Below are 24,033 nucleotides of genomic sequence, written 5' to 3'. Positions count from 1 at the left end.
AGGCTGATGATCACCTCGGGGGGGTGCGCCGGTCCTGGTCAGACATGTGTGGCGCGCCCCCGCGCTGTGTTCCGGGGCGGGTGTTCAGGGGAGGGTGACGGCGAGCCGGCGGCGGCCGCCGCGCTCCTGCTGCTCGGGCGCCACGGCGTAGCCGAGGCCCCGCAGGACCTCGGTGTAGATGCCGAGTTGGTCCGCTTCGCCGGGGCCGTCGTAGTAGACGTGCACGAGGCGGGGGCCGGACTGGGCGGTCCGGAATCCCGGGTCCCAGTCCCCGTCGATCCACTCCGACGGCTGATGCCCGGCGTCGGCGAGCGCGCCGGCGATGTCTTTGTGGCGGATACGACGGGCCATCAGCGCTGCTCCCCGGGGTGGGTGTCGGTACGGACCGGAGTGTTCGTGCGGCCGGAGGAGAGGGTGTTGCTGTCGGGCGGTCCGTCGCAGGTGAGGTTGCATTCGCAGCATGTCCCGCACCGCTGGTCGGTCCAGGAGCTGCCGCATACGCCGCGCACACAGGGCGTGGTGCACGCGAACTGGCCCGCTCCCCGCACCGTCGACCGGCCGTCGGCGTGAGGCTGCGCGGACTGTTTCCTGAGGCGTTTGTTCAGGAGGTAGGAGACGCAGCGGGCGCCGCGCGCCGGCTCGATGCCCGCCATCTCCTCGAGGCGGATGGCCTCCGCCTGGGCTGTCTCGATGGCCTCCCGCAGGGTGGTGTCCCGGGCTGTTTCGGCGCTGCGTCGCGCGGCGTCGGCTTCGTCCATCTCGGCTTTCACGTGCCACCGCAGGGTGCGGGCCTCGTCCTCGGAGAGGACGAGGCCGTGTTCGACGCGGGTGAGCAGGACGCGCAGGGAGTCGCGGCGTACTGCCCGGGCCACCTGTTCGGTGCCGGGCGCCGCCTCGTGGCTGGCGGCCACCGTACCCACCCGCTGCGCCTCGGTGTCGTCGGCGGGCGCATTCCTGCTCCATGTGGTGCCGTTCGTGTCCTGGTGCACGGCATCGTCGTGCTGGTGCCGCGGGACGCACGGTCCGAGCGGCATCGCACCGATCAGGCCGGGGACCGACTGGCCGCACATGCTGGCGGACGCCCACTCGATCCGGGCGTGCGGGTAGCCGAGGAGGAGCTGGTCCAGGGAGGGCGCGCCGGTCATGAAGTAGGCGTCCGGGAGGTCCAGGAGCACGGTCTGCCCTCCGGGGAACTCGGCGCCCTGGAGGACGCGCCCGTGGTGGTGGAGGCGGAACGCGCGGGCGAACGGCGGGGCCGTGCGGACAGCGTCGGCGTGGTGGCGGATGCGGTCGTACTTCTGCTCGGTGGTGTGGCCGTCCCACTGGGCGCGGGGATCGTCGGCGTCGACGTGCTCGACGCCGGCGAACAGCTCGGCGTCGCGGGGTGCGATGTGCCACGACATCTGCCAGGTGCCGGCGGTGAGGTAGAGGATCTGCCAGCCGTCCTCGTCGACGTCGGACGCGGGCGCGATGACGGCCGGGTGGAGAGCTGCGAGCCACGCCACCAGGTGCGCCCGCTCCCGGTACGCCCCGTCCCGCTCCGCCTCCCGCTGGACGATCTGCTGCTGCCGTTGGACGTCGGCGCGGTCGCGGGCGGCGACCATCTCGGCGAGGTCGATGTCGTCGAAACCGTTCAGCAGGTTCCGTGCCGCTTCGCTTGCGGCCTCGTAACGTTCGGTCATGTCAGTGCTCCGGCTGGTCGGCGATGCGGTGGACGGTGGCGTAGCGGATGCGGGCGGGCCGGCCGCCGAATGCCTCGCGCTCTTCGCCGCGCAGGGTGATGAGGCTGCTCATGAGGCTGTCGGACTTGATACACATCTCGTTCTTGTGGATCAGGGCGATCTGCCCGGTGAAGAGGAGTCCGGGCATGAGACCGCCCTGGCTCACGTAGGCGACTGCGTCGCCGGCGGCGAGTTCCTGGCCGCGGTAGTCCTGGCTCGGCGGATCAGTCTGCTCGGTCGGCATGGGTCAGTGCTCCTTGCTCTCGTACGGGGGGTTGGTGTGGGTGCAGCGGGCGCCATGGACGGTGTGGCGGGAGGCGGGCCAGGTGGCGCAGCACGGCCCGCCGGTGGTGGTGCCGATGGCGCGGGCCCGGGCGTGCCGGTAGTCGGCGCCGGAGCGCGCTGCGCCGTCGGCGAGGACCAGGGCGACACCGCCGAACAGCACGGTGTGCCACCACAGGCCGTGGTCCGCGCACCACAGGGCGACGGCGGACAGGGCGAGGCAGCCGGCGGCGAACAGCAGCTCGTAGGCGCGGTGGCGGCGCGCGGCCTCGCGCTGCTGGTCGCTCACGGGGTGGTTCCGGTGGGGCGGCGGTCGAGGGATTCGATCCACGCGGTGGCGACGGCGGCGACCTGGACCAGCTCGGCACGCAGCCGGGCCGGATCACTCTCGGCGAATGCCTCGGCTACTTCCTCGCGGAGGATGTGCATCCAGTCGAGGTAGCCGCCCTCCGCGGCCTGCTGGCAGGCCATCCGGGCGACGTCCGCGTCGACTGTTTCCGGGTGCTGCCCGGTGCCGGCGGGGTGGTTCTGCTCGCCGAACTTGTCGTCCTGGCGGCGGCGTTCGTCGGCGATCTCGGCGAGGACCTGGCGGGTCGCCTGGTCCTCGGGGAGACTGCCCCACTCGTCGGCGACGCGCCGCAGCACCTCGGCGGCCACGGCTTTCTCCAGGCCCTGCGAGCCGGACTCGATGGACACGGCGCCGGGCTGGGAGCCGGGGCGGATGATGATGTAGGCGAGGGCGTCCCGGCCGTCGACGGCCACCAGGGAGGCGTGGCCGGGGTTGGTGCTGCTCATGAGTGTCTGCTCCTGTACGTGGGGACCCTGGGGCAGCCGCGTGTGTGGGGCTGCCCCGGGCCGGTGGCTCATGGGGTAGGCGGTTCGGGGGTGGCGTCGGCGGCGATCTGCTGGAGGAGCCAGAGCATCCGGTCGGCACGCCCGGGCGGTACGGCCTGGCGGACACTGCGGGTACGGACGTCGACATCGGCCCGCCACCGGTACGCCAGCCCCCACAGGGCGCGGCGGGCGCCGTGCCCGTTCGGGAAAGGCGGCTCGATGCCAGCGGCGCTGAGTGCGCCGGCGACGGGGCTGAGAGTGCCGCCCTCCCACTGCAGGAGCACCCGGTCGGCGAGGACCGCCAGGGCGGCGGCCGCGTCCTGCGGGGACACGGCTCCGTCGGGGATACCGGCGGATCGGGGGCCGACCAGCCGGACGGTGACGTCGCACAGCGGCTGGCCCTGCGGACCGAGGGCGGTGACACGGGCGGCGGACGGCGGGCGGAGGTTGCCGGCCGGGGTGGTGCCCCGCTCGGTGAGGTCGACGTGGACGACGGCCAGGCGCTCGTCGGCGAGGAGCCGGGCCGCGGACCGGGAGGCGTCGGCGCTCTGCTCGGCGGCCTGGCGCTGCGCGGCCCGCAGGTGCCGGATGTGCGCGCAGCACCCGCACAGCACCGCCCCGTCCTCCTGCAGGATGCACGGCCGGTCGGGCCGGGCACCGCAGTCCGAGCAGCATCGGGTGTCCGTTCCGGTACGGGCCCGGGCAGCGGCCAGCTGCGCGGTGCTCGCCGCCGTCGGCACCGACTCGCTCACCAGGTACAGGTCCACGGACGTCTCCCGGTCACGGAAGTCCCGGGCGGTGACGGTGGCGCGCACCGGCCCGCCCGGGCGGCGCGGCAGATCGAGTTCCCCCAGGACGGTCTTCGTCATGTAGCCGTGGGGGACGTCCGCCCACCCGGCGTACCGGACGGGGGCTGAAGTGTTCGTCAACTGCTGCTCCTGGTCGTGAGGTTGGTGGGCAGATGGTGGTGCTGGTGGGCGAGTGCGACGGCGTGGGCGCGGTGCCGGGCTCCGTAATGAGCGCGCAGGCGTTCGCCGTAGGTCTGGGCGGTGCGCAGGCTGATGCCGAGGCGGGCGGCGGTCTGCCGGTCCGTCATGCCCAGCGCGATACACACCAGGGCGCGCCGCAGATAGGGCAGCGGGCACGGGAAGGTGGTGGCCGGCCGGTCCGGGAGGGCGAGCCAGCCGACGTGGTACGCGTACGAGACCAGCGCCGCCCGGTCCGGCACCCCGACCCGCGCAGTCAGCTCGTACACCCAGTCCCCGACCGTTCCGGTCCGTACGCCGAGACCGTCCGCGATGGTGGTGTAGCTCTCCCCGGCGGCCAGGCCGGCCAGGATCCGGGCCCGCCGTACGTCGGCGGCGGTGGGCGTCATACGGCGCGCCCGGCGGTCCTGCGGCGCTGGTCGCGCTTGCACGCCTCGCAGTACGGACGGCCGTCCGACTCGAACCGGCCCTCCACCGCCTGGTCGTGGCCGTGGCGGCAGACCGGCTTCCGCTCGCCGCGCCCGGTGAGGTACCGCAGCTGCTCGCGCGTCGTCATCCTCGTCGCGGTGTCGTCCACGTGGGCGGGCTCAACGCACTGGTGGTGGCCGCACTCGGCGCGGGCGTAGCCGTCCGGGGCGCGGCCGGTCCGGATACGGAAGGCGATCGCGGCCGCGGTGAACGTCCTTCCCTCGTACCGCATGACGGGCGTCCCGCTGGTCGACTGCCGCTCCCCGGTCCATTCGAGGTGGCCGCCGTCGGCCGGCCGGGTCCGGGCGCGCCACTTCTCCTCCAGGGTGAGCGGCTGCGCCGGGACGTTGGGCAGTCCGAGGTCACGACGGATCGCGGCGACGCGGTGCCTGTCGGAGTGCAGCTCACGGGCGATCGCACTGTTCGATCCGCCGTCCCGCAGGAGCTGCTCGATCTGCTCGCGGCTCGCGTAACGGCCGGGGCGGGTTCCGGGTCCGGGCATCAGGTGCTCCTGTCCGTGAGAGTGAGGTGGCCGTGCTGGTAGGCGAGGGCGACGGTGTGAGCGCGGGTGGCACCGGCGGACCTGCCGGTGCGGGCGGTGCCCATGACGCGGTAGATACGGCGTACCTGCATGACCGCCATGCCCGTGCTGACGCCGAGACGGCGGCTGATCTGCTGGTTCGTCAGGCCGGCCGCGACCATGCGCAGCACGCGCCGCTGATGACCGGACAGGCGGACCGGCTCGGCCGGCTCACGGGTCAGCCCGTTCAGCCAGCCGTGCTCGTAGGCGAGGGCCACGGCGTGCGCGCACGACAGCGCCCCCATCCGCTGCCGAAGGACCAGGACACGGTTGCGGAGGGTCCCGGCGGACACGCCGGCGGCGGCCGCGATCTCCGGCACGCTCTGCCCGCGCGCCAGACCGGACAGGATCACCAGGTCGTAATCCCGCAGCACCCCCGACACCAGCCACCGGCCGGTCATCGGGTCCACCCCTGCCACCGCGCCGGCCGGACACCCGACCGGCGGCGCTGCGCCGATCCGCTGCTGCGCGGCTTCCGGGTGGGCGGGTTGCCGCAGGTGGAGACGTGGACGCGGGCCTGCCACTCGGCGGCCTCCAGCGTGGGCCGCTCCCGGTCCAGGGCGCGGGACATGACGGTGCCGGTGACCGTCGTCCACACCGCCCGCGTGCCCTCCGGGTCCGGCTCCGGGTTCACGGCCTGGCGGGCCCGGTTTTTGTCGGTGAGGGTCCAGCGGATGGGATCGCCGCAGCGATCACACCGGGCCAGACCGGCGTTACTCAGCACGGGCTTCTCCTTCGAGGCCGTACGGATCAGGACGGTTGAGGTGCGGGAGGACCAGGGCGTGGCCGTACAGGTCGATGGCGGCGGCCTGGCCGTAGCGGTCGACCGCGGCCCGCACCTCCTCCGTGGTGGCGGCCGCGCGCAGCCGGGTCTTCTCCGCGCGGGTCAGCACCGGGGCCGAGGAGGGGGGCGGGGGTGGCAGGCCCGGCCGCCACCGCTCGTCCACCGGGCCGCCCTGGCCGGCCGGTACCGGGTGCGGCAGAGCTGTTGGCGGCGGGACGGCAGGCTCCTGCTCCCGCTGCGCCCGGGCGTCCTCCTCGAGGCGCCGTCCCCACGCGGCGGTGCGCTCTGCCCACCGCTCCTCGGCCCGCCGCTGCTGCGCCCGGGCGTCCCGTTCGGCGGCCTCGCGCCGCAGCCGTGCGGACGCGGCGGCGCGGTCCTGGGCGATCTCGGCGCAGCCGGGGCACGGCTCACGGGTGGGCCAGGTCGCCCCGTCCTCGCACATCGCGAGCCCGCACTGGTTGCCGGGTTTCAGGGCGACGCCGAGGATCCACCGGCCGATGCCGCCCGGGCCGCGGTAGGGGTCGAGGGCCACGGCGTAGCGGTGGGTGATGCGGTGGGTGAGCCGCTCCGGCGGGATCCCGCCGGAGAGCTGCCGTCCGATCCGGCGGGCGATCTCCCGCTGCTCCCAGACGGTGGCGTGGTCGTAGACGTGGTGCACGGGGGTGAGGACCTGCCAGATGCGGGCGGAGACCGTCAGGCCCGGACCGTCGTACGGCCGGTCTGGGCCCCCGCCGTTGCTGCGCTTTTCGCGGTGACCGGAACGCAGGCTGTCAGGGACACCACCGGGGTTTTCCACAGGACCGGTGGCCCACTTACTGGTACCTCGCCTACGGCGGCACCCCCCACCGAGCTGCGAGGTCCCGTCAGTGGAGTAAGTGCTGTCTTCCTTAGACGCGAGGGACCCGTCATGATCGGCGGCACCGGATCCGTCTGTGGTGATCGCGGACGGGGCCGTCCCGGCGGAGGGGCCGGGGGCCGGGGGGTCGAGCGGGAGGGCGAGCTGCTCGTCTACGGGCGCCTCGGCGGCGAGCAGCGGGTGGCGGTTGACAGTGACGAGGTGACGGCCCTGGTACCCGGAACGGTGGTCCAGGGTGATCCAGCCCGCCGCGTCCAGTTCGGTCATGATGCGCCGGCCGGTCGTCTCGCTGAGCGGCTCGCCGGCGTGCTTGCTGCCGGGCTGGTGGTGGAGTTCGCCGGCCAGCTCGGCACCGGTGACGGGCAGGCCCTTCGCGGTGGCCCGGGCCAGGTGCAGGTAGGCGCGGAACCGGCGCGGCGTCAGGGCCTCGGCGACGGTCACGGAGACCTCCAGGGCCGCCTCGTCGCGGGGTACCAGGCGGGCGTGACGCTTCGCGGTGCGGCCCATGCCGCCGGTGTGGGTGCGCTGCTTGGTGCTCAGCCAGGGCGCGGCGCCGTCGGGGCCGGGCCGGTTGAGGAGTTTCAGGCCCCGTTCGACCGCGGAGACGGACAGGCCCAGGGTGGCGGCGAGTTCGGCGACGGACGCGGTGCACGGGTCGGTGTCCGCACGGGACCCCGGCCAGGTACGGCGGGCGTCCAGCGCGGCGACCTTCACATACACGGTGGCCGCTTCGTCGTTGAAGTGCGTGCCGCGGAAGAGGGCTTCGGGGACCCACACGGTCTGCTCGCTCCTGCGGCGTGGCCTGTTGTGGCGCACGCCACCGGCCCCGCCGCGAGTGCGGCGGGGCTCAGCAGGGGCGAGCAGAGCGGCGGTCACCGGGCCTGGAGCTCCCGGGCTTTGCGGATGAGGGCGAGGGAGGACCGCGGCAGGATTAGCCGGGCGGGCCGGCCGTCCGCGCAGTGGATGAGGCGCCGGTACTCCAGCATCAGGACGGCGTGCTCGACCTTGTAGTGGGCCAGCATGGTCTGCGCGGCCAGCTCGTCGACGCCGACCGGCGCGTCCTCGCGGATGAGACCCGCGTGGTCGGTGTACGTGGCGAGGGCGAGCGCCGTGAACTTGTAGTGGGCGATCATGGGGGCGCGCAGGATGTACGCCTCCCAGTAGGAGCGCAGCGGCGGCTCCCACGGCTCGAGGCGGGCGAGCGGCGTGGTCCGCAGGACCGTGGGTCCGCGTCGGCTGGTGCTGGTCATGTGCGTTCTTTCTGCAGGCAGTTGGGGTGGGCGGGCTGGCCCTGGTGGTCGCGGTGGTGGGTGGGGATGGTGCAGTGGCGGCAGGGCCGGGCCCGGTTCGCCCAGGGGGCCCGGCCCCGGGTCGGCAGCAGCCGCTCCGGAGCCGGATCCCCGCCAGCCGGGGCCGCCGCGGCGGTGATGGTCATCGCTTCCGTTTCTCCTCGGCCGCCTGGGCGGCCCGGTAGGTGGAGGTCGAGGAGCGGCGCTTGCCGGAGGCGACGGCACGCTCGTCAATCAGGGAGGAGGTGCTGAGAGGGGACGGGGTGGTGTGTGCGGCGATGGGCCAGCCCGGGCCCGGCGGGGGCTCGGGGCGGCCGGCCCGGGCAGCCGGAGTGTGTCGTTGGCAGCACCAGCCGCACGGGTAGAGCTGCGCGTACCACCAGCACGGGAGCCCGGGCCCGGTGTTCTGCGGGATCAGCACTCCGCAGAACACCGGCAGTCCTGGCGCCCGGCGGGCCGGGGCGCCGCTCACGCGGGCCCGGAGCGGCAGCGCCGTATCAGCGGAGCCAGACCCCACCGCCACGCCCCAGCCACGAGACCGACGACCAGGAGCACGCCCGCCGCCACCAGCGCCGCGCAGGCCACGCCCGCGATCAGGAGCAGCAGGAACGGGTGCGCTATCACCAGATCAGCCATGGCGTGCTCCCTGTTCTGCGGCAGCGCGGATCTGTCCGTCCGTCAGGTGTTCACCGGTCAAGCAGTGCTGGACGCCGCACCCGGCGCTCACCTGCCCGACCGGTGCACGACCGTGGACCGCATGGAAGGACAGGCGCCGCACGCTGTAGGAGGAGCCGCCGTGGTGTAGCACGGGGGACGCCGCCGAGCCGAAGACCGTGCTCGTCCACAGGAGGTGACCGCCGGGCGCCGGACGGGTGTGCTGCCTCCACGCGGCCGGAGTGGGCGGAGCCGCCACCCCACGGGAACCCCGGGGGATGTCATGCTCCCGGCGCAGCCGCGCGATCCGCTTGATGCTGGCCGTCGTCCCCCGGCCGGCCATGACCCGCCCTACGGCCTGGTCGCCGATCCCGGTGCGCAGCAGCGCGACGATCTCGTCGTCCGACGCGGACCGGAACCGGGTGCCCGTACCGGGGACGGGCACCTGGGCCAGCCGTGCCCGGGCCCGCCTGCGGTACAGAGCGGCGCGCTGCTGCCCTGTCTGCCCGCCGCGGATACCGGCACGGATACTCGCACGCGCGGCGCCTTCCTGCTCCATCGCCGTCTCCAGGCACGCGGCCCGGATGGGGCAGCGGGCGCAGACCTTCAGCGCGGCCTCCGGGGCCTCCGGTACACCGGGGACCGCACCGAACGGGCCAGGCGTGGTCAGGCACTCGGCCTGCGAGAAATCCACGGCCGACGGCGTGAGGGTGGACATTTAGAGTGCCCTCCCGCCGGTCACGCGCAGCTCGGCGAGCGCGATCCCGTACGCGGCGCACTGGCCCGAACACCAGACGCGGTCGGGCTCGGTGGACCCGTACACACCGGCCCGCACCCAGCCGCGCAACGACGCGGCCGACTCGTCCATCGAGTCCGCGACCTCCCCGCACCGCTCGGTGGTGCACGACCCCGGCGCGGCCAGCACCTGGCCCGGTACCGGCGCGCCGACGCGGCCGTGGTTCCACGTCTGCTGCGCCGGACTCGCCGCCGCCGGCGTCTTCTTCTTCGCGGTGGTCTTCATCGGGACTCCCGTGCTGCTGCCAGGAGCCGGCGCCCGGCCACCACGAGGGCGCGCAGGGGGCCGGACGTACGGGTCTGCGGGGTGTGGACGGGCACGTAGTCGTGCGGCACCGGACGCGGGCCCGGGGTGAACCGGCCGATGATCTCCCGGCCCCGCGGCGCCGGTGCGGTAAGGCCGGCCAGCCGCTTCACCCAGGCCAGAACGGTTCCGGCGGCGTATGAGACAACCGTCGCGACGGCGGCGCCAGCGATGATCAGGTACGTCAGGGTGTCCGCGCTCATCCCTCGGCCTCCGCGTCGTAGTCGTGCGGGAGCGGGATCGCGGTGACCATGTACCCGGTGGGGATCAGGTCCCCGGTGGCCGGGTCGCGCAGGTGCACGTCCCAGATGGGGACCTCCTCGTCCTGATCCGGGTCGGACCACACGATCCGCGGCCGGACAGCCTCGCCCTCCTCCTGGACCAGGAGATCCTCGAGATGCGCGACTACCGCGGCCTTGTTGGTGTACTCGGCGACCGGGAACGACTCGTGTTCCGCGCGGTACCTGGTCACGGGGGCGGCGAGCTTGTCCTCCAGCGCGGCGATGTGGTCGAGGAGCGGGCGGATGTGCCAGGCCACGATCTCGATCGCCGCCTGGTCCGCGGACAGACGGTTCGTGCCGCAGTGGGCGCGGATCCGGTCCGCGATCACCGTCTCGTGCCCGGCCTTCGAGACGTCGGCCTCCGCGGCCGGGCCGAGCGGCACGGCCCGGTGGTTGTCCAGGAGATGCGACAGGGCCGACACCCAGTCGACGACGGCGGCCGTGTCCTCGAGGACGACGGCCTCGCCGAGTTCGTCCAGGCCGTCCAGGAGCTGCCGCCCCGTCGGCTGCTCACGCAGCGCCCGGGCCACCGCGGTCAGCGTGTCCGCCTCGACGGCCGCCGCGGAGCCGGGAGTGACCGCAGTCCCCGCCGCTGCGGCGGTGGGGGTGGTCTTCTCCCGGAGCGCGGGCGTCTGGCTGGTCGTTCGGAGGGTGTAGACGGGGTGGTCGGGGTTGTGTGTGTCGGCGTTGAGGTAGCCGAGGCGGTGCAGGCGGTCGAGGTCGCCGAGTACGGACATCCGCAGCGGGATGCCCCGGTAGCCCAGGGACCTGTAGAGGCGCTGGGCGCGGCGGGGCGGCCACTGGCCGCCCTTTTCGCGGATCTTGTCGAGGAGGGCGATGGATCGGCCCAGCGCGTCCCGGGCGGCGGCGATCTGCCCGGACGACGCCGGGGCGGGGCCCGGCTTCGGCGTGCGTGCGGGCTGCGTCGCGTGGCGGAGCTCGGTCATGCCGACTCACCCGCCCCGGCGATCCACTTCGCGGCGGCCGCGATGGAGCGGAGGTCGGCCTGGGCGCGGGTCCAGCGGAGGGGCCGGTAGCCGTAGGTGCCCTCCGGGCTGGGCGCGGCGCATGCCGACCAGCGGACCGCGCCGCGCTTGCCCCGGCTCTGCGTGATCAGCCCCACGACATCGCCGACTTGGACGCGGTCGACGCGGGCGGCGGTGACCAGGTACTCGTACGGCTCGCTCCTCTCCCACCCGTAGAGGACGGGTGCGCCGGGGTAGAGGTAGAGGCCGGCCGCCTTTCGGGGCTCCTGGCCGTAGCCGAGCGCGGCCGTGGACGTCCGCTCCGGGGTCTCCTCGCCGGTCATCACGTGGGCCGTGCCGCAGGACTGGCACACGATGCGCACGGTGGTCCGCGAGTAGTGGTCGCCGTGCCCGCACTCCTCGTTCGGGCAGTCGTGCGCGACACCGTCGTGCCGGCGCCGGAGCGCGGAGTGCTCGGTACGGACGTCGACCGACCACTCCGGGCGGGCGCAGTCGTCGCGGTGGGGCAGCAGGTCCCAGCCGAGGTAGGACTCCATGGCGGTCGTCATCGGCCGGCCTCCGTCTCGGATGCCGGTGTGTCGACCTGGCGGGTGGGCACGCGGGTCCAGGCGGTGACGGGGATGCCGGAGACCATCGCGGTTGCCGTCACGTCCGTCTTGCCCTCGGTGCTCTCCACGGGGATGGTGCTGACCTCGTCGCAACCGAAGTGCGTGGCGAACGCGCGCACGGCGTCGAGGTCCTCGCCGTAGTAGATGCTCGCGGTGTAGGCGCCGGGGCTGCTGAGAGTCTGGGACGTGCTGTACGGGTCCGCGGTGACCGCAGCCACGGCCTGGCGCGTGGCCTCCACCGCCTGGTCGTGACCGGTCAACGCCAGCGGCTCGTACGGGTACGGGTGCACACCGTCGGCGACCGTCAGGGGGACGGGCACGGCCAGAGGCTGGCCCTGTCGTTGCGTCGGATGGGTAGGGTGAATCACTGGTCCTCGTTTCTGTGGATGAGGGCCGGGGGGTCGCTCGGGCTGGGGAGTCGGAGTGACCCCCGCGGCGTGTTCAGGCCGCGTTGCGCGCGGGGATGGTTTCGTCGGGGCCAGGCCGCAGCAGAACGGCGAGACTCCCGATTTCGGCAGGGGTGAGCCGGCAGCGCGGGCAGTCCCTCAGGTCGGTGACGCCGTGCTCGCACGGCGCATCCCAACCGGCGGCCCACGCGTCATCGACGGTCCGACACACCCGGCGTGTCATGCCGCGGCCTTGCGCGGCGGTTCGGTGATGTCGGCGATCTCGCAGCCGAGGATGTGCGCGGCGGCCGTCAAATACTTCGGGCCGCCGTTGGATCGGCCGATCTCGACCATGCTGGCGTGGTTCAGGCAGTACCCGGCCTTCTCCGCGAAGTGCGTGAGCGTCATGCCCATCAGCTCGCGGCGACGTCGGATCTCCGCCCCATTCGATCGAAGTGGCATGAGTGAAGATAAGCACAGGTACTAAACTTGTACAAGTCTCATACCAAAGATGGACTCATGCGCCCCCGCGCTCCCGGAGTGCTGCAAGTAGTGGACAAGAGTTGTAGATTTTCTAGAGTCCACCTGCGAAAGTTCTCTGACATGACCCAGTCCGGCACCCCCACACTGGTCGGCAAGCACCTCGCGGAGCGCCGCGAGGAACTCGACCTGACTCAGCAGGCTCTGGCGAGCCGTATCGGCATCACTGTGAACTCCGTCAGCGCCGCAGAGAACGGCCGCACTGTCATCAGTCGAGGTAAGCGCCCTCTATGGGAGCAGGCGCTCGAGCTGGCTCCGGGGGCCATCAACCGCTCGTACACCAAAGGTGTGGACCTCGAGCGAGTCGAGCCTGCGGAGCCGCAGCCGAAGCCCTACATCAACCTCGCCGACCGGTACGAGCGGGCGGTCTGGGAGCTGGACCTGTCGGAGGAGGATCGGCGCACCATGATCGAGATTCTGAGGTCGAGTCGCGAGGATGCTCGCCGCACGGCATAGCTGAGCCCTGGCCGACAACGGTGTCAGCCAGGGCTTTCGTCTGCCCGAAGTTGTTAGTGTCTACGACACGTTGAACCCGCCGTAGGCCGCGCCGAACGGCAGCAGCACCAGTCCGAGGGTGAGCGCCGAGTGGGTCTGTGGCGGCAGCAGGACGCTCAGCGAGAGCAGCACCGCGCAGACCACCGTCACCGGATGGCTGCCGAACCGGCGGCAGAGCCCGCCGGTGAACATCATGGTCACCACGGCGCCCGCGGAGACACCGAGCAGGGCGAGGCCGAGATCGCTCGCCGACGCCCCGGTCTGCTGCTTGATCGCCGGGATGCGGACCACCCACCCGGCGAACAGGAAGCCGTCGAGGGCGAAGATCACGGTCAGGACGGTGCGCAGGCGGCTGAGGGGGGAACGCGCCCGGGGCGCTCCGGCCGCGTCGCCGGAGAGAGCCGTGCGCATTTTGTTTAGAAGCGGCACAAAGTGAGGATAGGGGCCAGGAGCCGTCCGTACAAGGCGCCATGGGCCGTCCCGCGGACTCCGCCGCCCTTTCCGGCCGGAAGTCCGCCACTCCTTCGGATCATGGGAGACTCGCCTCCATGAACGGCAAGGGGACCACGGCCAGGACACGCTTGGAGAGGGGCCGCGGCGCGCTCGGCCCGGCGCTGGAACTGGTTCACACGGGCCGCGCGCCCACCCGCGCCGTCCTCACGGCGGAGCTGGGCGTCACCCGCGCCACGGCCGGCGCGGTCGCCGCCGAGCTGGAGGCGCTCGGCCTGATCCGGGTGGACTCCCGGCCCGGGGCCGCCGCCGGTTCCCAGGGCCGGCCCTCGCACCGGCTCTCGGTCGACGAGGAGGGACCCGTGGTGCTCGCCGCCCAGGTCCACGCCGACGGCTTCCGGGCCGCGCTGGTCGGGCTCGGCGGCCGGATCGTCGCGACCGCTCCCGGCCGCGGTACGGCCTCGGCGGACCCGGCGCAGGTCCTCGGCGCGGTCGTTGAGACGGGCGCCGGACTGCTGCGCGCCGCGGGGCGGCGGTGCGTGGGCGCGGGCCTCGCCGTGCCCTCCGCGGTCGCCGAACCGGAGGGCACCGCGCTCAACCCGCTGCACATCGCCTGGCCCGTGGGCTCGCGGGTACGGGAGATCTTCGCCGAGCGGGTCCGCGCCGCGGGGATCGAGGGCCCCGCCTTCACCGGCAACGACGTCAATCTGGCCGCGCTCGCCGAGCACCGGCACGGCGCGGGACGCGGCGCCCAGCACCTCCTCTGCGTCGCCACCGGCCACCGGGGTGTCGGCGGCGCGCTCGTCCTCGACGGCCGACTGCACACCGGCAGTTCGGGCCTCGCCCTGGAGGTCGGCCATCTGACGGTCAACCCCGAGGGACGTTCCTGCTACTGCGGCAGCAAGGGCTGTCTCGACGTCGAGGCCGACCCGCTCGCCTTCCTCACCGCGGCGGGCCGCACCCCGGGCCCCGAGAGCTCGCTGCTCCAGCAGTCGCGCGAGCTGCTCCGTACGGAGTACGCCGACCCGACCGTACGGGGCGCCGCCGCGGAGCTGATCGACCGGCTCGGCCTGGGGCTCGCCGGACTGGTCAACATCCTCAACCCGGACCGGATCATCCTCGGCGGGCTCCACCGCGAACTGCTCGACGCCGACCCGGACCGGCTGCGCGCGGTCGTCGCCGACCGCAGTCTGTGGGGCCGCAGCGGCGGCGTACCCATCCTGCCGTGCACCCTGGACCACAACAGCCTCGTGGGAGCCGCCGAGTTGGCGTGGCAGCCGGTGCTCGACGACCCGCTCGGCGCGCTCGGACGCTGACGTCCCGCGGGCGCGGAGCGCGGGCAAGGAGCGGGGATCAGGTGCAAGGGGCCGGGTGTCAGGGGCCGGGTGCAAGGGCCGGGTGCCAGGGTCAGCCGAACACGGCCGAGCGGGCCCGGTTCGGGCCGTGCGGACCGGCCACGGCGCCGAACTCCGTCGCGGGGAACGGGCCGTCGGTGATCGCGCCGTACACAGGTCGCAGCGGCAGCGCCAGGGCGACCGGCGGCGCGGGGAGCGTGAACCATATGCTCTTCCCGGTGTCGCCCCGGGGATGGATGCCCCAGCTCTCGCTCACCGCCGCGATCAGCGCGAGGCCGCGGCCGCCGGTGTCCGACCACGCGGCGTGGTGCACCGTCGGCAGGCGCGGATCGTGGTCGCTGACCGAGACCGTGAGCCGTTCGAGCAGCAGCTCGACATCGACGGTGCATCTCTTGTCCGGGTGCGCGTGCCGGTGGACGTTGGTCAGCAGCTCGGTCACCCCGAGAGCCGCTGGGTCGATGAGAAGATCGAGGTGCCAGTAGCGCAATTGCGCGGAGATAATTCTGCGTATCTGACCGATCCGCGACGGCAGGGCCTGGAGCTCCACCGTGCAGTGCCGGCTGGGCTGACTGATCACGGCCGCGACTCCCCGAATGAGGTCCGGAAGAACACGAAGGGGCGGGACCGGCGACCGGCTCGCCGCCGTTCCCGTCCGGCGGGGGCTGGATCGCAGCGTCACCGCCGGTGAACTCTGAGTGATGTGAGATCAGAGTGAACCAGCGGCCCCGGCTTCGCAACTCGCGACAGACCGACGTGAACCGACGCGAACCGATGTAGACCGGCACAGACTGACATGGGCAGGCGTAGGTCGGCGCGAACCGGCGTGGACCGGCACCGGTCCGTCGGCGCGTCTCTCCGCGTCGGCCCTTTTCAGGGCCCCGGGTGGCTCGCCCTGCTGACCGCCTCCATGAGCCGCCCGGCCAGGGCCGTCGCGTCCGGCCTGCGCCCCCGCTGCCCCATGGTCAGCCGGTAGCGGGTGCCGTTCACGGTCGCGACCATGCTGCCGCTTCCGGCGAACCACGGCCGCGCCGCCCGGACCGCGCGCAGCGGCGCGCTGTCGATCACTCGGCCGTAACTGGTCAGCAGCGCCAGCCTGCCGTCCTGGACCAGCACCTGGCCGGCCTTGGTGAGCGAGCGGGGCCACCGCTCGATCCGCACGCCGCGCGCGTCGAACTCCGGTTCCGCCATGGCGTTCCAGCCCCCTCCGTACCCGTTCCCCGTACGTCCCCTCAAGGCAGTTTGCACAAGTATGCCGCCCGGCACCAGAGCGCGTGGGGCGCACACCGCACCAGCGATTCCTATGGGGTACCGAAGCAAGCGTCTGCGCAGGTGGTAGAGGTACGGTGCCGCTGGGGACCGGTAGGGGGACAGCGGGGACAGTGGAGACAGAGAGGAGCGGCACGCATGACTGGGCGAGAGACGAGCGGACGGCCGACAGGGACGACGGCGCCGGCGGAGGGGCCCGTCCCGGAGCCCGTCCCCGAGCCCGTCGGCGGACGGGCCATGCCGACGGTCGACGTGGACCGCAGTGACGCCGGGTACCGGGCCTGGCTCAAGGACGCCGTGCGCAAGGTGCAGGCCGACGCCAACCGCTCCGCGGACACGCACCTGCTGCGTTTCCCGCTGCCCGAGGAGTGGGGCATCGATCTCTATCTCAAGGACGAGTCGACGCACCCGACCGGAAGCCTCAAACACCGGCTCGCCCGCTCGCTGTTCCTGTACGGCCTGTGCAACGGCTGGATCAGACCCGGCAAGCCGGTCATCGAGGCGTCCAGCGGTTCGACGGCCGTCTCCGAGGCGTACTTCGCCAAGCTGATCGGCGTGCCGTTCATCGCGGTCATGCCGCGCACCACCAGCGCGGAGAAGTGCCGGCTCATCGAATTCCACGGCGGACGCTGCCACTTCGTGGACGACGCGGGCGCGATCTACGAGGAGTCCGCGGGGCTGGCCGAGCGGACCGGCGGCCACTACATGGACCAGTTCACCTACGCGGAGCGCGCCACCGACTGGCGCGGCAACAACAACATCGCCGAGTCGATCTATCAGCAGCTCAGACTGGAGCGCTACCCGGAGCCCACGTGGATCGTCGCCACGGCGGGCACCGGAGGCACCTCCGCGACCATCGCGCGCTACGTCCACTACATGCAGTACGACACCCGGATCTGTGTGCCCGACCCCGAGAACTCCTGTTTCTTCGACGGCTGGACGCGCCACGACGACCGGGCGCGCAGCACCCGCGGCTCCCGGATCGAGGGGATCGGCCGCCCCCGGATGGAGCCGAGCTTCGTGCCCGGCGCGATCGACCGGATGATGAAGGTCCCGGACGCCGCGAGCGTCGCCGCCGTACGGGCGCTGGAGGGGGCCATCGGACGCAAGGCGGGCGGCTCCACCGGCACCGGGCTGTGGAGCGCGCTGCGGATCGTGGCGGAGATGGTCGCGCGGGGGAGTACCGGCAGTGTGGTGACCCTGCTCTGCGACCCGGGCGACCGCTATCTCGACAAGTACTACTCCGACGCCTGGCTCGCCGGCCAGGGCCTGGACATCACCCCGTACGCGCGGACCCTCGACCGCTTCCTGGAGTCCGGCGTCTGGCCGGACTGACCGGCGCTCCCCGCCCCGGGACTGACCGGCGCTCCCCGCCCCGGGACTGACCGGCGCTCCCCGCCGGGCCTACCGGCGTCCCCCTCGGGCTGACGGGCGCTCCCCGCCCGTTCCGCGCGCGGGTGTCACCCCTGCCCGCGCAGCAGCCGGTCGACGGCCCGGCCGAACACCAGGCGGCCGGCGCGCGCGGTGAGCGGGGCGAGGAGGCGGGGGAGCGGGCCGACGCGCAGCTCCTCCTCCCAGCGCACCCGGGCGGGGCCCCCGTACGCGGCTTCCCCGGCACCGCCCTCCGGGCGCACATGGATCTCGGCCCAGCCCGTGACCGCGGTCCCGCGCTTCTCCAGCCGGCAGTGGCCGGCGCGGCCCGGCGCGGGCGGCTGCCAGCGGACGACCTCCATGGGGTCGTCGAACGCGACGCGGCCGAGCCCGGTGCGCGCGACGAAGACCGTTCCGGCACGGGTCGGGCCCGGCGTCAGAACGGTGATCCGGGTCAGTGGCACCTGAGCGGCGTGCGCGGGCCAGTCGGTGAGCCGGCGCCAGGCGTCCTCGGCGGAGAGCGGAGTGGTCCGGTCGATACGGAAGACGCTCATCCGGTGATCGTAGGCCGGGGCGGTGTCAGTCGCCGCCCGGACCCTCCGCGGAGTCGTCCCGGTCGCCCGCCACCACCAGCCCCGGCAGCCGCTCCTCGATCTCCGCGCGTGCCTGCTCCGACAGCCCCGCGTCGGTCACCAGTGTGTCGACCTGGTCCAGCGTCGCGAAGGAACTCAGTCCCACCGTGCCCCACTTGGTGTGGTCGGCGACGACCACCACCCGGCGCGCCGACCTCATCAGCCGCCGGTTCGTCTCCGCCTCGCCCAGGTTGGGGGTGGAGAGCCCGGCCTCCACCGAGATGCCGTGCACGCCGAGGAAGAGCACATCGAAGTGGAGCGAGCGGATCGCCTGGTCGGCGACGGGTCCCACCAGCGAGTCGGACGGCGTCCGTACACCGCCCGTGAGCACCACCATCGCCGCACCGGGACGGCCGGCGCCACCCGGCTCCGTCTGCCGGGCGGCGTGGAACACATCGGCCACCCGCATCGAGTTCGTCACCACCGTCAGATCCGGCACGTCCAGCAGCAGGTGCGCCAGCGCGTACGTCGTCGTCCCGCCCGAGAGCGCGATCGCACTGCCGGGCACCACCATCGCCGCCGCCGCCCGCGCGATGTCCTGCTTGGCCGTCAGCTCCAGCGCCGACTTCGCCTCGAACCCCGGCTCGTGCGTGCTCGCCTCGGCCACCGGCACCGCGCCGCCGTGCACCTTCGCCACAACGCCCTGCCGGGACAGCGCGTCGAGGTCCCGGCGCACCGTCATGTCGGAGACATTGAGCCTGCGCGTCAGCTCGTTGACCCTGACCCCGCCCCGCCGGCGCACCTCGTCCAGGATCAGCGCGCGGCGCTGCTCCGCCAGCAGGTTCTGGTTGTCGCTCACCACCGCGCCGGCCTTCCGTCTCGTCGTGGAACGCGGCCGTGCACCGGCATCGCACGCCCCCGCCCTGTCCGCTGTGCGCCCCATCCTGCCACGGGGGTCGGACAGCCGCCCCGGTGCCCGCTGGAAGAGAGTGACGAGGAGATTCGGTGACGGACCGGCGCCGAACCACCACCATCCGGGACTCTGGTACTCACACGGGTCCCTCCCTTCCGGCCCCTCCCCACCGGTCTCCTCATCGTCACATCGCTACTCCCCCCACCGTTCCCGGTCCGCCACGAGAGAGCGAGCTACGAAGTGTCCTCACCAACAGCGGATCCGCACCCTGGCGGAGCCGCACTCGAACTGCTGGTCCACGGCGTCGGCGGGGCCACCCCGCAGGAGATGCTCGACGACCCGCGCACGGTCAGAGTCACCGGCGACAAGACGGCCGCGGTCTACCGGAGAGCCGACGACGCCGACGCCGAGCAGCACCCGGAGCGCTACCGGGACCGGCCGATCCCCGAGGCGTACTGCTGGTCCAACCTCACCTCGGGCAACGGCTCCCGCGCGCTGTGGCTGCTGCTCCTGCCCTTCATGGTGGTCAACCTCGCCCACTGGATGCGCCCGGCCACCAAGGGACTCGGCAGGTCCCAGCGGCTGTACGGCCTGTTGGTGCGGCTGGTCGCCCTCACCCTCACCGTGCTGCTCACCGCCGCCGCCTGCGAGGTCGCGCTCGACCTGACGGCGTGGCAGTGTGCCGGCTCCGCGCAGTGTGTCGAACAGCGCTCCTGGCTCGGCTTCCTCTCCCCGGAGTCCCACGGCTGGTGGTCCCAGCCGGGCCGCCGCCTCGCCCTGGCCGCCGTGGTGCCGGCGGCGCTGGTCACGCTGTTGTGGTTCCTCTCCAACCGGACATGGAGCGCGTACGAGGCGCAGCGCCCGCCCCTCACCGGCGACCGCGCCGCGGAGCCGTCCCCTTCGGGGGCGGCCGTTGCGGATCCCGCGGCCGTTCCCGGCGCCCCCGGCGCCCCCGGCGACGACGGGCAGGCCCGGGTGCGCCCCGCCCTCGGCCGGCCCGGCTTCTGGTACGGCCGCCGCCTCGTCGCCCGGCTGCGCGCCGCGCACACCGCCGCCGGTTTCCTCACCATCGCCGCGGCCCTCGTCGCGGCGGGCGCCGACCACGACCGGCGGGCCGGTGACGGGCCGTTCGAACTTCTCGGCCTGCTGCTCCAGGCGGCGCTCGTCGCCGGCCTCGGCGCGGTGCTGTACGTCGTGTGCAGCAGGGGCCGCAGCGAGCGCCGCCGCGACGGCTCCCTCGACCGGATGGTGATCAGCAGACTGCCCGCCGGCTCCGTCGCGGTGCTCGTGCTGGCCGTGGTGTACGCCGGGTGGTCCAGACCCGGCTGGGCCTCCTCCGGCGGGCTGCCCGGCAATCTCTCCTTCCGGGTCCTCTCGCTCGCCCAGGTCGCCCTGATCGTCGCCCTCGCCGTCACCGCGCACGTGCTCCACCGCCGCGCCGCCCAGCCGCGCACCGCGCTGCGCGGACTCGCCGGGCCCGCCGTCGCGATGCTCGCCTGCGCCCTGGCCGGGGTGATGACCGGCGGGGTCGCCCAGCGCGTCGCCGACTGGCTGGACGGCGACGCCACACCCGGCATGGGCGGCGGCGCGATCATCGGCCCTCCGGCGCTGCTGAGCTGGCAGGCGTCGGTCATCCCGGTCCTGCTGGTGCTGCTGCTGATCCCCCTCGCCGTCCTGTGCGTCCGTACCGTACGCGTCACCCGTGCCCTGGCACCCGCCGTCGAGAAGGAGTACGGCGACATCGCCGCCGACTCCCCGCGCACCCGGCAGATCGCGGGCACCCGCGCCCGCGCCGGGCTCACCGACTCCGCGCCCCGGATCGTCGGACTGGTCTCCGGCGCCGCCCTGTTCCTCGGCGCCGCCGCGGTCGCCGGATCGTGGCTCAGCGGCCAGGTGCCGGGCAAGGCGATGCGGGGCACCTCCCCGTTCCTGGAGTCCGTGGCGCAGACCGCGCAGGCGCTGGGCTCCTGGTTCGTGGGCCTCGGCTTCATACTGCTGGTCACCTGGGGGCGGCGCGCCTACCGCGATCCCTCGGCCCGCCGCACCATCGGCATCCTGTGGGACGTCGGTACGTTCTGGCCGCGCGCCGCCCACCCGTTCGCGCCGCCCTGCTACGCCGAGCGCGCCGTCCCCGACCTCACCTGGCGCATCGCCACCTGGACCGAGCGCTCGGGCGGCCGGCTGGTCCTCTCCGGCCACTCCCAGGGCAGTGTGCTCGCCGCCGCGGCCGTCTGGCAGCTCTCGTCCGCCACCCGCCACCGGGTCGCGCTGCTGACGTACGGCTCACCGCTGGAGCGGCTCTACGGCCGCTGGTTCCCCGCGTACTTCGGCGCGGAACAACTCGGCGACCTGAGCAAGGAGTTGCACTGCTGGCGCAACCTGTGGCGCGCCACCGACCCGATCGGCGGCCCGGTCCGGGTGCCCGCCGACGGCGACGGGGCCGAGGTCGACCGGGGCCCGCTGAAGGACCCGCTCGCCTACGGCCGTACGGTGCTCCACCCGCTGCCCGAGCCGATCCTCGGCCATTCCGACTACCAGGCCGACCCCGTCTTCGCCGAGGAGCGCGCCGAGCTGCTCGACCGGCTGCCGCCCCAACTGCCGACGCAGCGCACCGAAGGACACCGGCCGGCCCCGCCCCTGCGGCTGCCCGACGCCGGTGCGGATCAGGGCAGTTCGGGCAGCCCGGGCAGTTCCGGCAGGTCATCGGCGTAGAGCAGGGTCAGGTCGTCCGTGCTGGTCTCCGGAAGCTGGGCGACCCGGCCCGCGTGCCGCTCCACCATCGACTCGAACGTCTGGCGCGCGGTACGGCCGTTGCCGAAGGCGGGCCCCTTCGGCAGGTCCGTGAAGTACGACAGCAGGGCCTCGGCCGTGCCCTCGCCCAGCCGGTACTCCTGCTCCTCGGACTGCTGCTGGACGATCCGCAGCAGCTCCTCGGGCACGTAGTCGCTGAAGGTGATGGTCCGGGAGAAACGCGACGCCACACCGGGGTTGACGGTGAGGAACCGCTCCATCTCCGCGGTGTACCCGGCGACGATCACCACCACCGCGTCCCGGTGGTCCTCCATCAGCTTCACCAGGGTGTCGATGGCCTCCTTGCCGAAGTCACGGCCCGAGTCCTCGGGGGAGAGCGCGTACGCCTCGTCGATGAACAGCACACCGCCGCGCGCCCGGTCGAACGCCTCCTGCGTACGGATCGCGGTCGAGCCGATGTGCTCGCCGACCAGGTCCACCCGGGAGACCTCGACGAGATGGCCGCGCTCCAGCACGCCCAGGGAGTGCAGGATCTCGCCGTACAGCCGGGCCACGGTGGTCTTGCCGGTGCCGGGGGAGCCGGTGAAGACGAGATGGCGGCGGACCGAGGCCGCCTTGAGGCCCGCCTCCTTGCGGCGGCGGCCGACCTCGATCATGTCGGTGAGGGCCCGCACCTCGCGCTTGACACTGTCCAGGCCGACCAGCGAGTCCAGTTCCCCGAGCACCTCCTCGGAGCCGCGCGCGGGCTCGGCGGTGGCGGTGACGCCGGGCGGCGTGGCGGGGGCGGCCTGCGTGGGCACCGCCCCGAGCAGACCGGGGGACTGGGTGGCCGTCAGCTTCGCCGTCGGTTCCGCGGCCGGTGACGGCGGGGCCAGCACGCCGCTCTCGTCGCTGGTGCAGTCCTCGACGGTCGGCCCGTCCTCCGCGAAGTCGTACCCGCCGCGCGCGCAGCGCTCCGTACGGCAGCGGGTGAGCGTCGTACGGCAGCCGTCCATGACGTGGAAGCCGTAACCGCCGCTGCCCGTCACCCGGCAGTTGCGGAAGGTGCCGCGGCCCTCGGCGGAGACGTAGAAGCCCGCCTCGGCGGGCGAGGTCACCGTGCAGCGCTCGATGACCGGATCGGCGCCCTTGGTGACGATGACGCCCGTCTGGACGGCGTCGATGGTGCAGGAGGCGAGGGTGCCGCCGCTGCCGTGGTCGCGGAACCAGGCGCCCGTGGAGGCCTCCCTGATCCGGCAGTCGTCGAGCTGGGCGGTCGCCCCGTCGCTCACCGACACGGCCGTGTTGCGCACCTGGGAGATGTCGCTGTCGACGACGTCCGCGCGCGAGCCCCGGTCGAGCACGAAGAGCGCGTCGGGCACGTCGTGCAGCCGGCAGGAGTCGAGCACGACGGTCGCGCCGTCACTGACCCAGACCGCCGGGTAGTCGCCCGTACTGTCGTGGATCTCGCACTGGTTGGCGTCGACGCGGGTGCCCGGGTCCCACACGGACAGTCCGTTGCGGCCGAAGCGGCGCACGGTGGAACGCGTCAGCGTCAGGACCGAACGGGAGCGCAGATCGACCGCGTTCTCCGGGATGTCGTGGATGTCGCAGTCGGAGAGTGTGAGAACGGCGTCGGTGTCCAGGGTTATGCCGTCCGCCGAGGTGCGGTGCACCGACGAGTCGGTCAGATGGACCGCCGCGCGGGACGCGATCTGCACACCGGTGCCCTTGATCTCGTACACCTCGCAGCCGATCGCCTCCAGACCGCTGCCCTCGCCGGTGACGGCCAGCCCGGAGCCCGAGGCGTGGTGGACCCGGCAGCGCTCCAGACGGGGATGCGCGCCGCCGTGCACCGAGATGCCCGCCTGGCCCGCCGCGACGATCTCGCACTCCTCGAACACCCCGCCGGCGCCGTCGAGTACGGCTATACCGACCCCGGCCGGATTGTCGACCGTGCACCGCCGCACCGTGGGGCGGGCCGCGCCGCGGACCTCCAGCCCCGCCGCGGAGCGGGTCACGATCCGCAGATCCGTCAGATCCGGTGTGCCGTCCTCCACCAGCAGCGCGGGCGCCGTGGCGTCCTGGCCCTCCACATGGAGGTCCTGGACGGTGGCGGAGGCACGCACGATCAGCGGCACGCCGTCGAGCGGCGCGATCCGTACGGAGCCGAGGGAGCCCTCCGCGCCGCGCAGCGTGACCGCCCGCGTGACCACGAGGTTCTCCCGGTACGTCCCGGGGGCGACGGTGAGGATGTCGCCGTCCCCGGCGGCCTCCAGCGCGGCGGCGAGGGAGGCGTACTCGCCCGTGCGCCGCCGCCAGCGCGATGTACCGGTGTTGGTCACCTGGACCGTGCCCTGTGCCATGGTGTTGTTCTGTCCCCACCTCGTGCGTGTGCCCGTGTCGTGCCGTCCCGGGTGCCGGCCCCGGTCCCCGGTCAGTGCGGCATACCGGGCGGCACCACCGTAGCGCGCGCGGCGCCGCCGAGTTGACGCGAGCGGCGGCTCCGGGAGGCCGCTTTCCGCCG

General features: G+C 73.4%; 31 protein-coding genes and 1 pseudogene. 4 read left to right on the top strand and 28 right to left on the bottom strand.

Annotated features, from left to right (window positions below; translation table 11 throughout):
* Positions 1-84: 84 nt before the first annotated feature.
* From AB0P17_RS15420 to AB0P17_RS15315, 22 genes are all read right to left on the bottom strand, one after another.
* Complete coding sequence (locus AB0P17_RS15420; protein WP_365811142.1) at positions 85-351, bottom strand: hypothetical protein; 267 nt, start codon at positions 349-351, stop codon at positions 85-87.
* A complete protein-coding gene (locus AB0P17_RS15415; RefSeq protein WP_365811141.1) occupies positions 351-1,682 on the bottom strand; it encodes a hypothetical protein in 1,332 nt (443 codons plus the stop codon). The genes AB0P17_RS15420 and AB0P17_RS15415 overlap by 1 nt, the downstream gene beginning before the upstream one ends.
* A 1-nt stretch (position 1,683) precedes the next feature.
* Positions 1,684-1,965, bottom strand: a complete 282-nt coding sequence (locus AB0P17_RS15410) for a hypothetical protein (protein ID WP_365811140.1) — start codon at positions 1,963-1,965, stop codon at positions 1,684-1,686.
* A 3-nt stretch (positions 1,966-1,968) separates the two neighbouring features.
* The gene (locus AB0P17_RS15405; protein WP_365811138.1) at positions 1,969-2,292 is read right to left on the bottom strand and encodes a hypothetical protein; all 324 of its coding nucleotides are present in this window, start codon (positions 2,290-2,292) and stop codon (positions 1,969-1,971) included.
* Positions 2,289-2,798 (bottom strand): NUDIX hydrolase, encoded by a 510-nt coding sequence (locus AB0P17_RS15400; RefSeq protein ID WP_365811136.1) that lies wholly within the window; start codon positions 2,796-2,798, stop codon positions 2,289-2,291. The genes AB0P17_RS15405 and AB0P17_RS15400 overlap by 4 nt, the downstream gene beginning before the upstream one ends.
* A gap of 68 nt (positions 2,799-2,866) precedes the next feature.
* The gene (locus AB0P17_RS15395; RefSeq protein ID WP_365811134.1) at positions 2,867-3,766 is read right to left on the bottom strand and encodes a hypothetical protein; all 900 of its coding nucleotides are present in this window, start codon (positions 3,764-3,766) and stop codon (positions 2,867-2,869) included.
* Entirely contained in the window at positions 3,763-4,212 is a 450-nt protein-coding gene (locus AB0P17_RS15390; RefSeq protein ID WP_365811133.1) for a hypothetical protein, read from the bottom strand. The genes AB0P17_RS15395 and AB0P17_RS15390 overlap by 4 nt, the downstream gene beginning before the upstream one ends.
* Positions 4,209-4,793, bottom strand: a complete 585-nt coding sequence (locus AB0P17_RS15385; protein WP_365811131.1) for a hypothetical protein — start codon at positions 4,791-4,793, stop codon at positions 4,209-4,211. The genes AB0P17_RS15390 and AB0P17_RS15385 overlap by 4 nt, the downstream gene beginning before the upstream one ends.
* Positions 4,793-5,272, bottom strand: a complete 480-nt coding sequence (locus AB0P17_RS15380) for a LuxR C-terminal-related transcriptional regulator (RefSeq protein ID WP_365811129.1) — start codon at positions 5,270-5,272, stop codon at positions 4,793-4,795. Before AB0P17_RS15380 ends, AB0P17_RS15385 begins: the two co-directional genes overlap by 1 nt.
* Positions 5,269-5,595, bottom strand: a complete 327-nt coding sequence (locus AB0P17_RS15375; protein ID WP_365811127.1) for a hypothetical protein — start codon at positions 5,593-5,595, stop codon at positions 5,269-5,271. Before AB0P17_RS15375 ends, AB0P17_RS15380 begins: the two co-directional genes overlap by 4 nt.
* Complete coding sequence (locus AB0P17_RS15370) at positions 5,585-7,387, bottom strand: hypothetical protein (RefSeq protein ID WP_365811126.1); 1,803 nt, start codon at positions 7,385-7,387, stop codon at positions 5,585-5,587. The genes AB0P17_RS15375 and AB0P17_RS15370 overlap by 11 nt, the downstream gene beginning before the upstream one ends.
* Complete coding sequence (locus tag AB0P17_RS15365) at positions 7,384-7,761, bottom strand: hypothetical protein (protein WP_365811124.1); 378 nt, start codon at positions 7,759-7,761, stop codon at positions 7,384-7,386. The genes AB0P17_RS15370 and AB0P17_RS15365 overlap by 4 nt, the downstream gene beginning before the upstream one ends.
* Positions 7,758-7,946, bottom strand: a complete 189-nt coding sequence (locus AB0P17_RS15360) for a hypothetical protein (RefSeq protein WP_365811122.1) — start codon at positions 7,944-7,946, stop codon at positions 7,758-7,760. Before AB0P17_RS15360 ends, AB0P17_RS15365 begins: the two co-directional genes overlap by 4 nt.
* Positions 7,943-8,272: a hypothetical protein gene (locus tag AB0P17_RS15355; protein WP_365811120.1), complete on the bottom strand. Its 330-nt coding sequence runs from the start codon at positions 8,270-8,272 to the stop codon at positions 7,943-7,945. Before AB0P17_RS15355 ends, AB0P17_RS15360 begins: the two co-directional genes overlap by 4 nt.
* Entirely contained in the window at positions 8,269-8,436 is a 168-nt protein-coding gene (locus AB0P17_RS15350; protein ID WP_365811119.1) for a hypothetical protein, read from the bottom strand. The genes AB0P17_RS15355 and AB0P17_RS15350 overlap by 4 nt, the downstream gene beginning before the upstream one ends.
* Entirely contained in the window at positions 8,429-9,172 is a 744-nt protein-coding gene (locus AB0P17_RS15345) for a WhiB family transcriptional regulator (protein WP_365811117.1), read from the bottom strand. The genes AB0P17_RS15350 and AB0P17_RS15345 overlap by 8 nt, the downstream gene beginning before the upstream one ends.
* Complete coding sequence (locus AB0P17_RS15340; protein WP_365811115.1) at positions 9,173-9,475, bottom strand: hypothetical protein; 303 nt, start codon at positions 9,473-9,475, stop codon at positions 9,173-9,175.
* A complete protein-coding gene (locus AB0P17_RS15335; protein WP_365811113.1) occupies positions 9,472-9,756 on the bottom strand; it encodes a hypothetical protein in 285 nt (94 codons plus the stop codon). Before AB0P17_RS15335 ends, AB0P17_RS15340 begins: the two co-directional genes overlap by 4 nt.
* A complete protein-coding gene (locus AB0P17_RS15330; RefSeq protein WP_365811111.1) occupies positions 9,753-10,781 on the bottom strand; it encodes a hypothetical protein in 1,029 nt (342 codons plus the stop codon). Before AB0P17_RS15330 ends, AB0P17_RS15335 begins: the two co-directional genes overlap by 4 nt.
* Positions 10,778-11,368: a hypothetical protein gene (locus AB0P17_RS15325; RefSeq protein ID WP_365811110.1), complete on the bottom strand. Its 591-nt coding sequence runs from the start codon at positions 11,366-11,368 to the stop codon at positions 10,778-10,780. Before AB0P17_RS15325 ends, AB0P17_RS15330 begins: the two co-directional genes overlap by 4 nt.
* Positions 11,365-11,748 (bottom strand): hypothetical protein, encoded by a 384-nt coding sequence (locus tag AB0P17_RS15320; protein WP_365811108.1) that lies wholly within the window; start codon positions 11,746-11,748, stop codon positions 11,365-11,367. Before AB0P17_RS15320 ends, AB0P17_RS15325 begins: the two co-directional genes overlap by 4 nt.
* Positions 11,749-12,054: 306 nt before the next feature.
* The gene (locus tag AB0P17_RS15315) at positions 12,055-12,276 is read right to left on the bottom strand and encodes a helix-turn-helix transcriptional regulator (RefSeq protein WP_365811107.1); all 222 of its coding nucleotides are present in this window, start codon (positions 12,274-12,276) and stop codon (positions 12,055-12,057) included.
* 141 nt (positions 12,277-12,417) lie between these two features.
* On the opposite strand from AB0P17_RS15315, the gene AB0P17_RS15310 reads away from it, so the two are divergent.
* Positions 12,418-12,810: a helix-turn-helix domain-containing protein gene (locus AB0P17_RS15310; protein WP_365811106.1), complete on the top strand. Its 393-nt coding sequence runs from the start codon at positions 12,418-12,420 to the stop codon at positions 12,808-12,810.
* Positions 12,811-12,873: 63 nt separating this feature from the next.
* Here the strand turns inward: AB0P17_RS15310 and AB0P17_RS15305 are convergent.
* Positions 12,874-13,278: pseudogene (locus AB0P17_RS15305) on the bottom strand (MFS transporter); the annotation flags it as partial.
* A gap of 119 nt (positions 13,279-13,397) precedes the next feature.
* On the opposite strand from AB0P17_RS15305, the gene AB0P17_RS15300 reads away from it, so the two are divergent.
* On the top strand, positions 13,398-14,615 hold the full coding sequence (locus AB0P17_RS15300; RefSeq protein ID WP_365811104.1) for an ROK family protein: 1,218 nt from the start codon (positions 13,398-13,400) through the stop codon (positions 14,613-14,615).
* 91 nt (positions 14,616-14,706) lie between these two features.
* On the opposite strand, the gene AB0P17_RS15295 is transcribed toward AB0P17_RS15300, so the two are convergent.
* Together AB0P17_RS15295 and AB0P17_RS15290 are read right to left on the bottom strand one after the other, a co-directional pair.
* Positions 14,707-15,231, bottom strand: a complete 525-nt coding sequence (locus AB0P17_RS15295) for an ATP-binding protein (protein ID WP_365811103.1) — start codon at positions 15,229-15,231, stop codon at positions 14,707-14,709.
* A 293-nt stretch (positions 15,232-15,524) separates the two neighbouring features.
* Complete coding sequence (locus tag AB0P17_RS15290) at positions 15,525-15,842, bottom strand: hypothetical protein (RefSeq protein ID WP_365811102.1); 318 nt, start codon at positions 15,840-15,842, stop codon at positions 15,525-15,527.
* A 315-nt stretch (positions 15,843-16,157) separates the two neighbouring features.
* Here AB0P17_RS15290 and AB0P17_RS15285 point away from each other — a divergent pair, with 315 nt between their 5' ends.
* Positions 16,158-17,255, top strand: a complete 1,098-nt coding sequence (locus AB0P17_RS15285) for a PLP-dependent cysteine synthase family protein (protein ID WP_365811319.1) — start codon at positions 16,158-16,160, stop codon at positions 17,253-17,255.
* A gap of 125 nt (positions 17,256-17,380) precedes the next feature.
* Here the strand turns inward: AB0P17_RS15285 and AB0P17_RS15280 are convergent, their stop codons facing one another.
* Together AB0P17_RS15280 and AB0P17_RS15275 are read right to left on the bottom strand one after the other, a co-directional pair.
* A complete protein-coding gene (locus tag AB0P17_RS15280) occupies positions 17,381-17,845 on the bottom strand; it encodes an SRPBCC family protein (protein WP_365811101.1) in 465 nt (154 codons plus the stop codon).
* 25 nt (positions 17,846-17,870) lie between these two features.
* Complete coding sequence (locus tag AB0P17_RS15275) at positions 17,871-18,722, bottom strand: DeoR/GlpR family DNA-binding transcription regulator (protein WP_365811100.1); 852 nt, start codon at positions 18,720-18,722, stop codon at positions 17,871-17,873.
* Positions 18,723-19,016: 294 nt separating this feature from the next.
* On the opposite strand from AB0P17_RS15275, the gene AB0P17_RS15270 reads away from it, so the two are divergent.
* Positions 19,017-21,488, top strand: coding sequence for a hypothetical protein (locus AB0P17_RS15270; RefSeq protein WP_365811098.1), 2,472 nt, complete (start codon positions 19,017-19,019; stop codon positions 21,486-21,488).
* Here the strand turns inward: AB0P17_RS15270 and AB0P17_RS15265 are convergent.
* The gene (locus AB0P17_RS15265) at positions 21,440-23,872 is read right to left on the bottom strand and encodes a right-handed parallel beta-helix repeat-containing protein (RefSeq protein WP_365811097.1); all 2,433 of its coding nucleotides are present in this window, start codon (positions 23,870-23,872) and stop codon (positions 21,440-21,442) included. The genes AB0P17_RS15270 and AB0P17_RS15265 overlap by 49 nt on opposite strands.
* Positions 23,873-24,033 lie beyond the last annotated feature (161 nt).

This window comes from Streptomyces sp. NPDC088124 (genome assembly GCF_040685895.1).
Classification (GTDB): Bacteria; Actinomycetota; Actinomycetes; order Streptomycetales; family Streptomycetaceae; genus Streptomyces.
The sequence above is the reverse complement of the archived record's forward strand: the minus strand, read 5'-3'. Positions and strand labels throughout refer to the sequence as shown.

Bases quoted from the DNA above. Each gene is read 5' to 3' on its own strand.
- AB0P17_RS15420 (WP_365811142.1), bottom strand. From the start codon at position 351: ATGGCCCGTCGTATCCGCCACAAAGACATCGCCGGCGCGCTCGCCGAC.
- AB0P17_RS15415 (WP_365811141.1), bottom strand. From the start codon at position 1,682: ATGACCGAACGTTACGAGGCCGCAAGCGAAGCGGCACGGAACCTGCTG.
- AB0P17_RS15410 (WP_365811140.1), bottom strand. From the start codon at position 1,965: ATGCCGACCGAGCAGACTGATCCGCCGAGCCAGGACTACCGCGGCCAG.
- AB0P17_RS15400 (WP_365811136.1), bottom strand. From the start codon at position 2,798: ATGAGCAGCACCAACCCCGGCCACGCCTCCCTGGTGGCCGTCGACGGC.
- AB0P17_RS15390 (WP_365811133.1), bottom strand. From the start codon at position 4,212: ATGACGCCCACCGCCGCCGACGTACGGCGGGCCCGGATCCTGGCCGGC.
- AB0P17_RS15385 (WP_365811131.1), bottom strand. From the start codon at position 4,793: ATGCCCGGACCCGGAACCCGCCCCGGCCGTTACGCGAGCCGCGAGCAG.
- AB0P17_RS15380 (WP_365811129.1), bottom strand. From the start codon at position 5,272: ATGACCGGCCGGTGGCTGGTGTCGGGGGTGCTGCGGGATTACGACCTG.
- AB0P17_RS15365 (WP_365811124.1), bottom strand. From the start codon at position 7,761: ATGACCAGCACCAGCCGACGCGGACCCACGGTCCTGCGGACCACGCCG.
- AB0P17_RS15360 (WP_365811122.1), bottom strand. From the start codon at position 7,946: ATGACCATCACCGCCGCGGCGGCCCCGGCTGGCGGGGATCCGGCTCCG.
- AB0P17_RS15350 (WP_365811119.1), bottom strand. From the start codon at position 8,436: ATGGCTGATCTGGTGATAGCGCACCCGTTCCTGCTGCTCCTGATCGCG.
- AB0P17_RS15345 (WP_365811117.1), bottom strand. From the start codon at position 9,172: ATGTCCACCCTCACGCCGTCGGCCGTGGATTTCTCGCAGGCCGAGTGC.
- AB0P17_RS15340 (WP_365811115.1), bottom strand. From the start codon at position 9,475: ATGAAGACCACCGCGAAGAAGAAGACGCCGGCGGCGGCGAGTCCGGCG.
- AB0P17_RS15335 (WP_365811113.1), bottom strand. From the start codon at position 9,756: ATGAGCGCGGACACCCTGACGTACCTGATCATCGCTGGCGCCGCCGTC.
- AB0P17_RS15330 (WP_365811111.1), bottom strand. From the start codon at position 10,781: ATGACCGAGCTCCGCCACGCGACGCAGCCCGCACGCACGCCGAAGCCG.
- AB0P17_RS15325 (WP_365811110.1), bottom strand. From the start codon at position 11,368: ATGACGACCGCCATGGAGTCCTACCTCGGCTGGGACCTGCTGCCCCAC.
- AB0P17_RS15315 (WP_365811107.1), bottom strand. From the start codon at position 12,276: ATGCCACTTCGATCGAATGGGGCGGAGATCCGACGTCGCCGCGAGCTG.
- AB0P17_RS15310 (WP_365811106.1), top strand. From the start codon at position 12,418: ATGACCCAGTCCGGCACCCCCACACTGGTCGGCAAGCACCTCGCGGAG.
- AB0P17_RS15300 (WP_365811104.1), top strand. From the start codon at position 13,398: ATGAACGGCAAGGGGACCACGGCCAGGACACGCTTGGAGAGGGGCCGC.
- AB0P17_RS15290 (WP_365811102.1), bottom strand. From the start codon at position 15,842: ATGGCGGAACCGGAGTTCGACGCGCGCGGCGTGCGGATCGAGCGGTGG.
- AB0P17_RS15285 (WP_365811319.1), top strand. From the start codon at position 16,158: ATGCCGACGGTCGACGTGGACCGCAGTGACGCCGGGTACCGGGCCTGG.
- AB0P17_RS15280 (WP_365811101.1), bottom strand. From the start codon at position 17,845: ATGAGCGTCTTCCGTATCGACCGGACCACTCCGCTCTCCGCCGAGGAC.
- AB0P17_RS15265 (WP_365811097.1), bottom strand. From the start codon at position 23,872: ATGGCACAGGGCACGGTCCAGGTGACCAACACCGGTACATCGCGCTGG.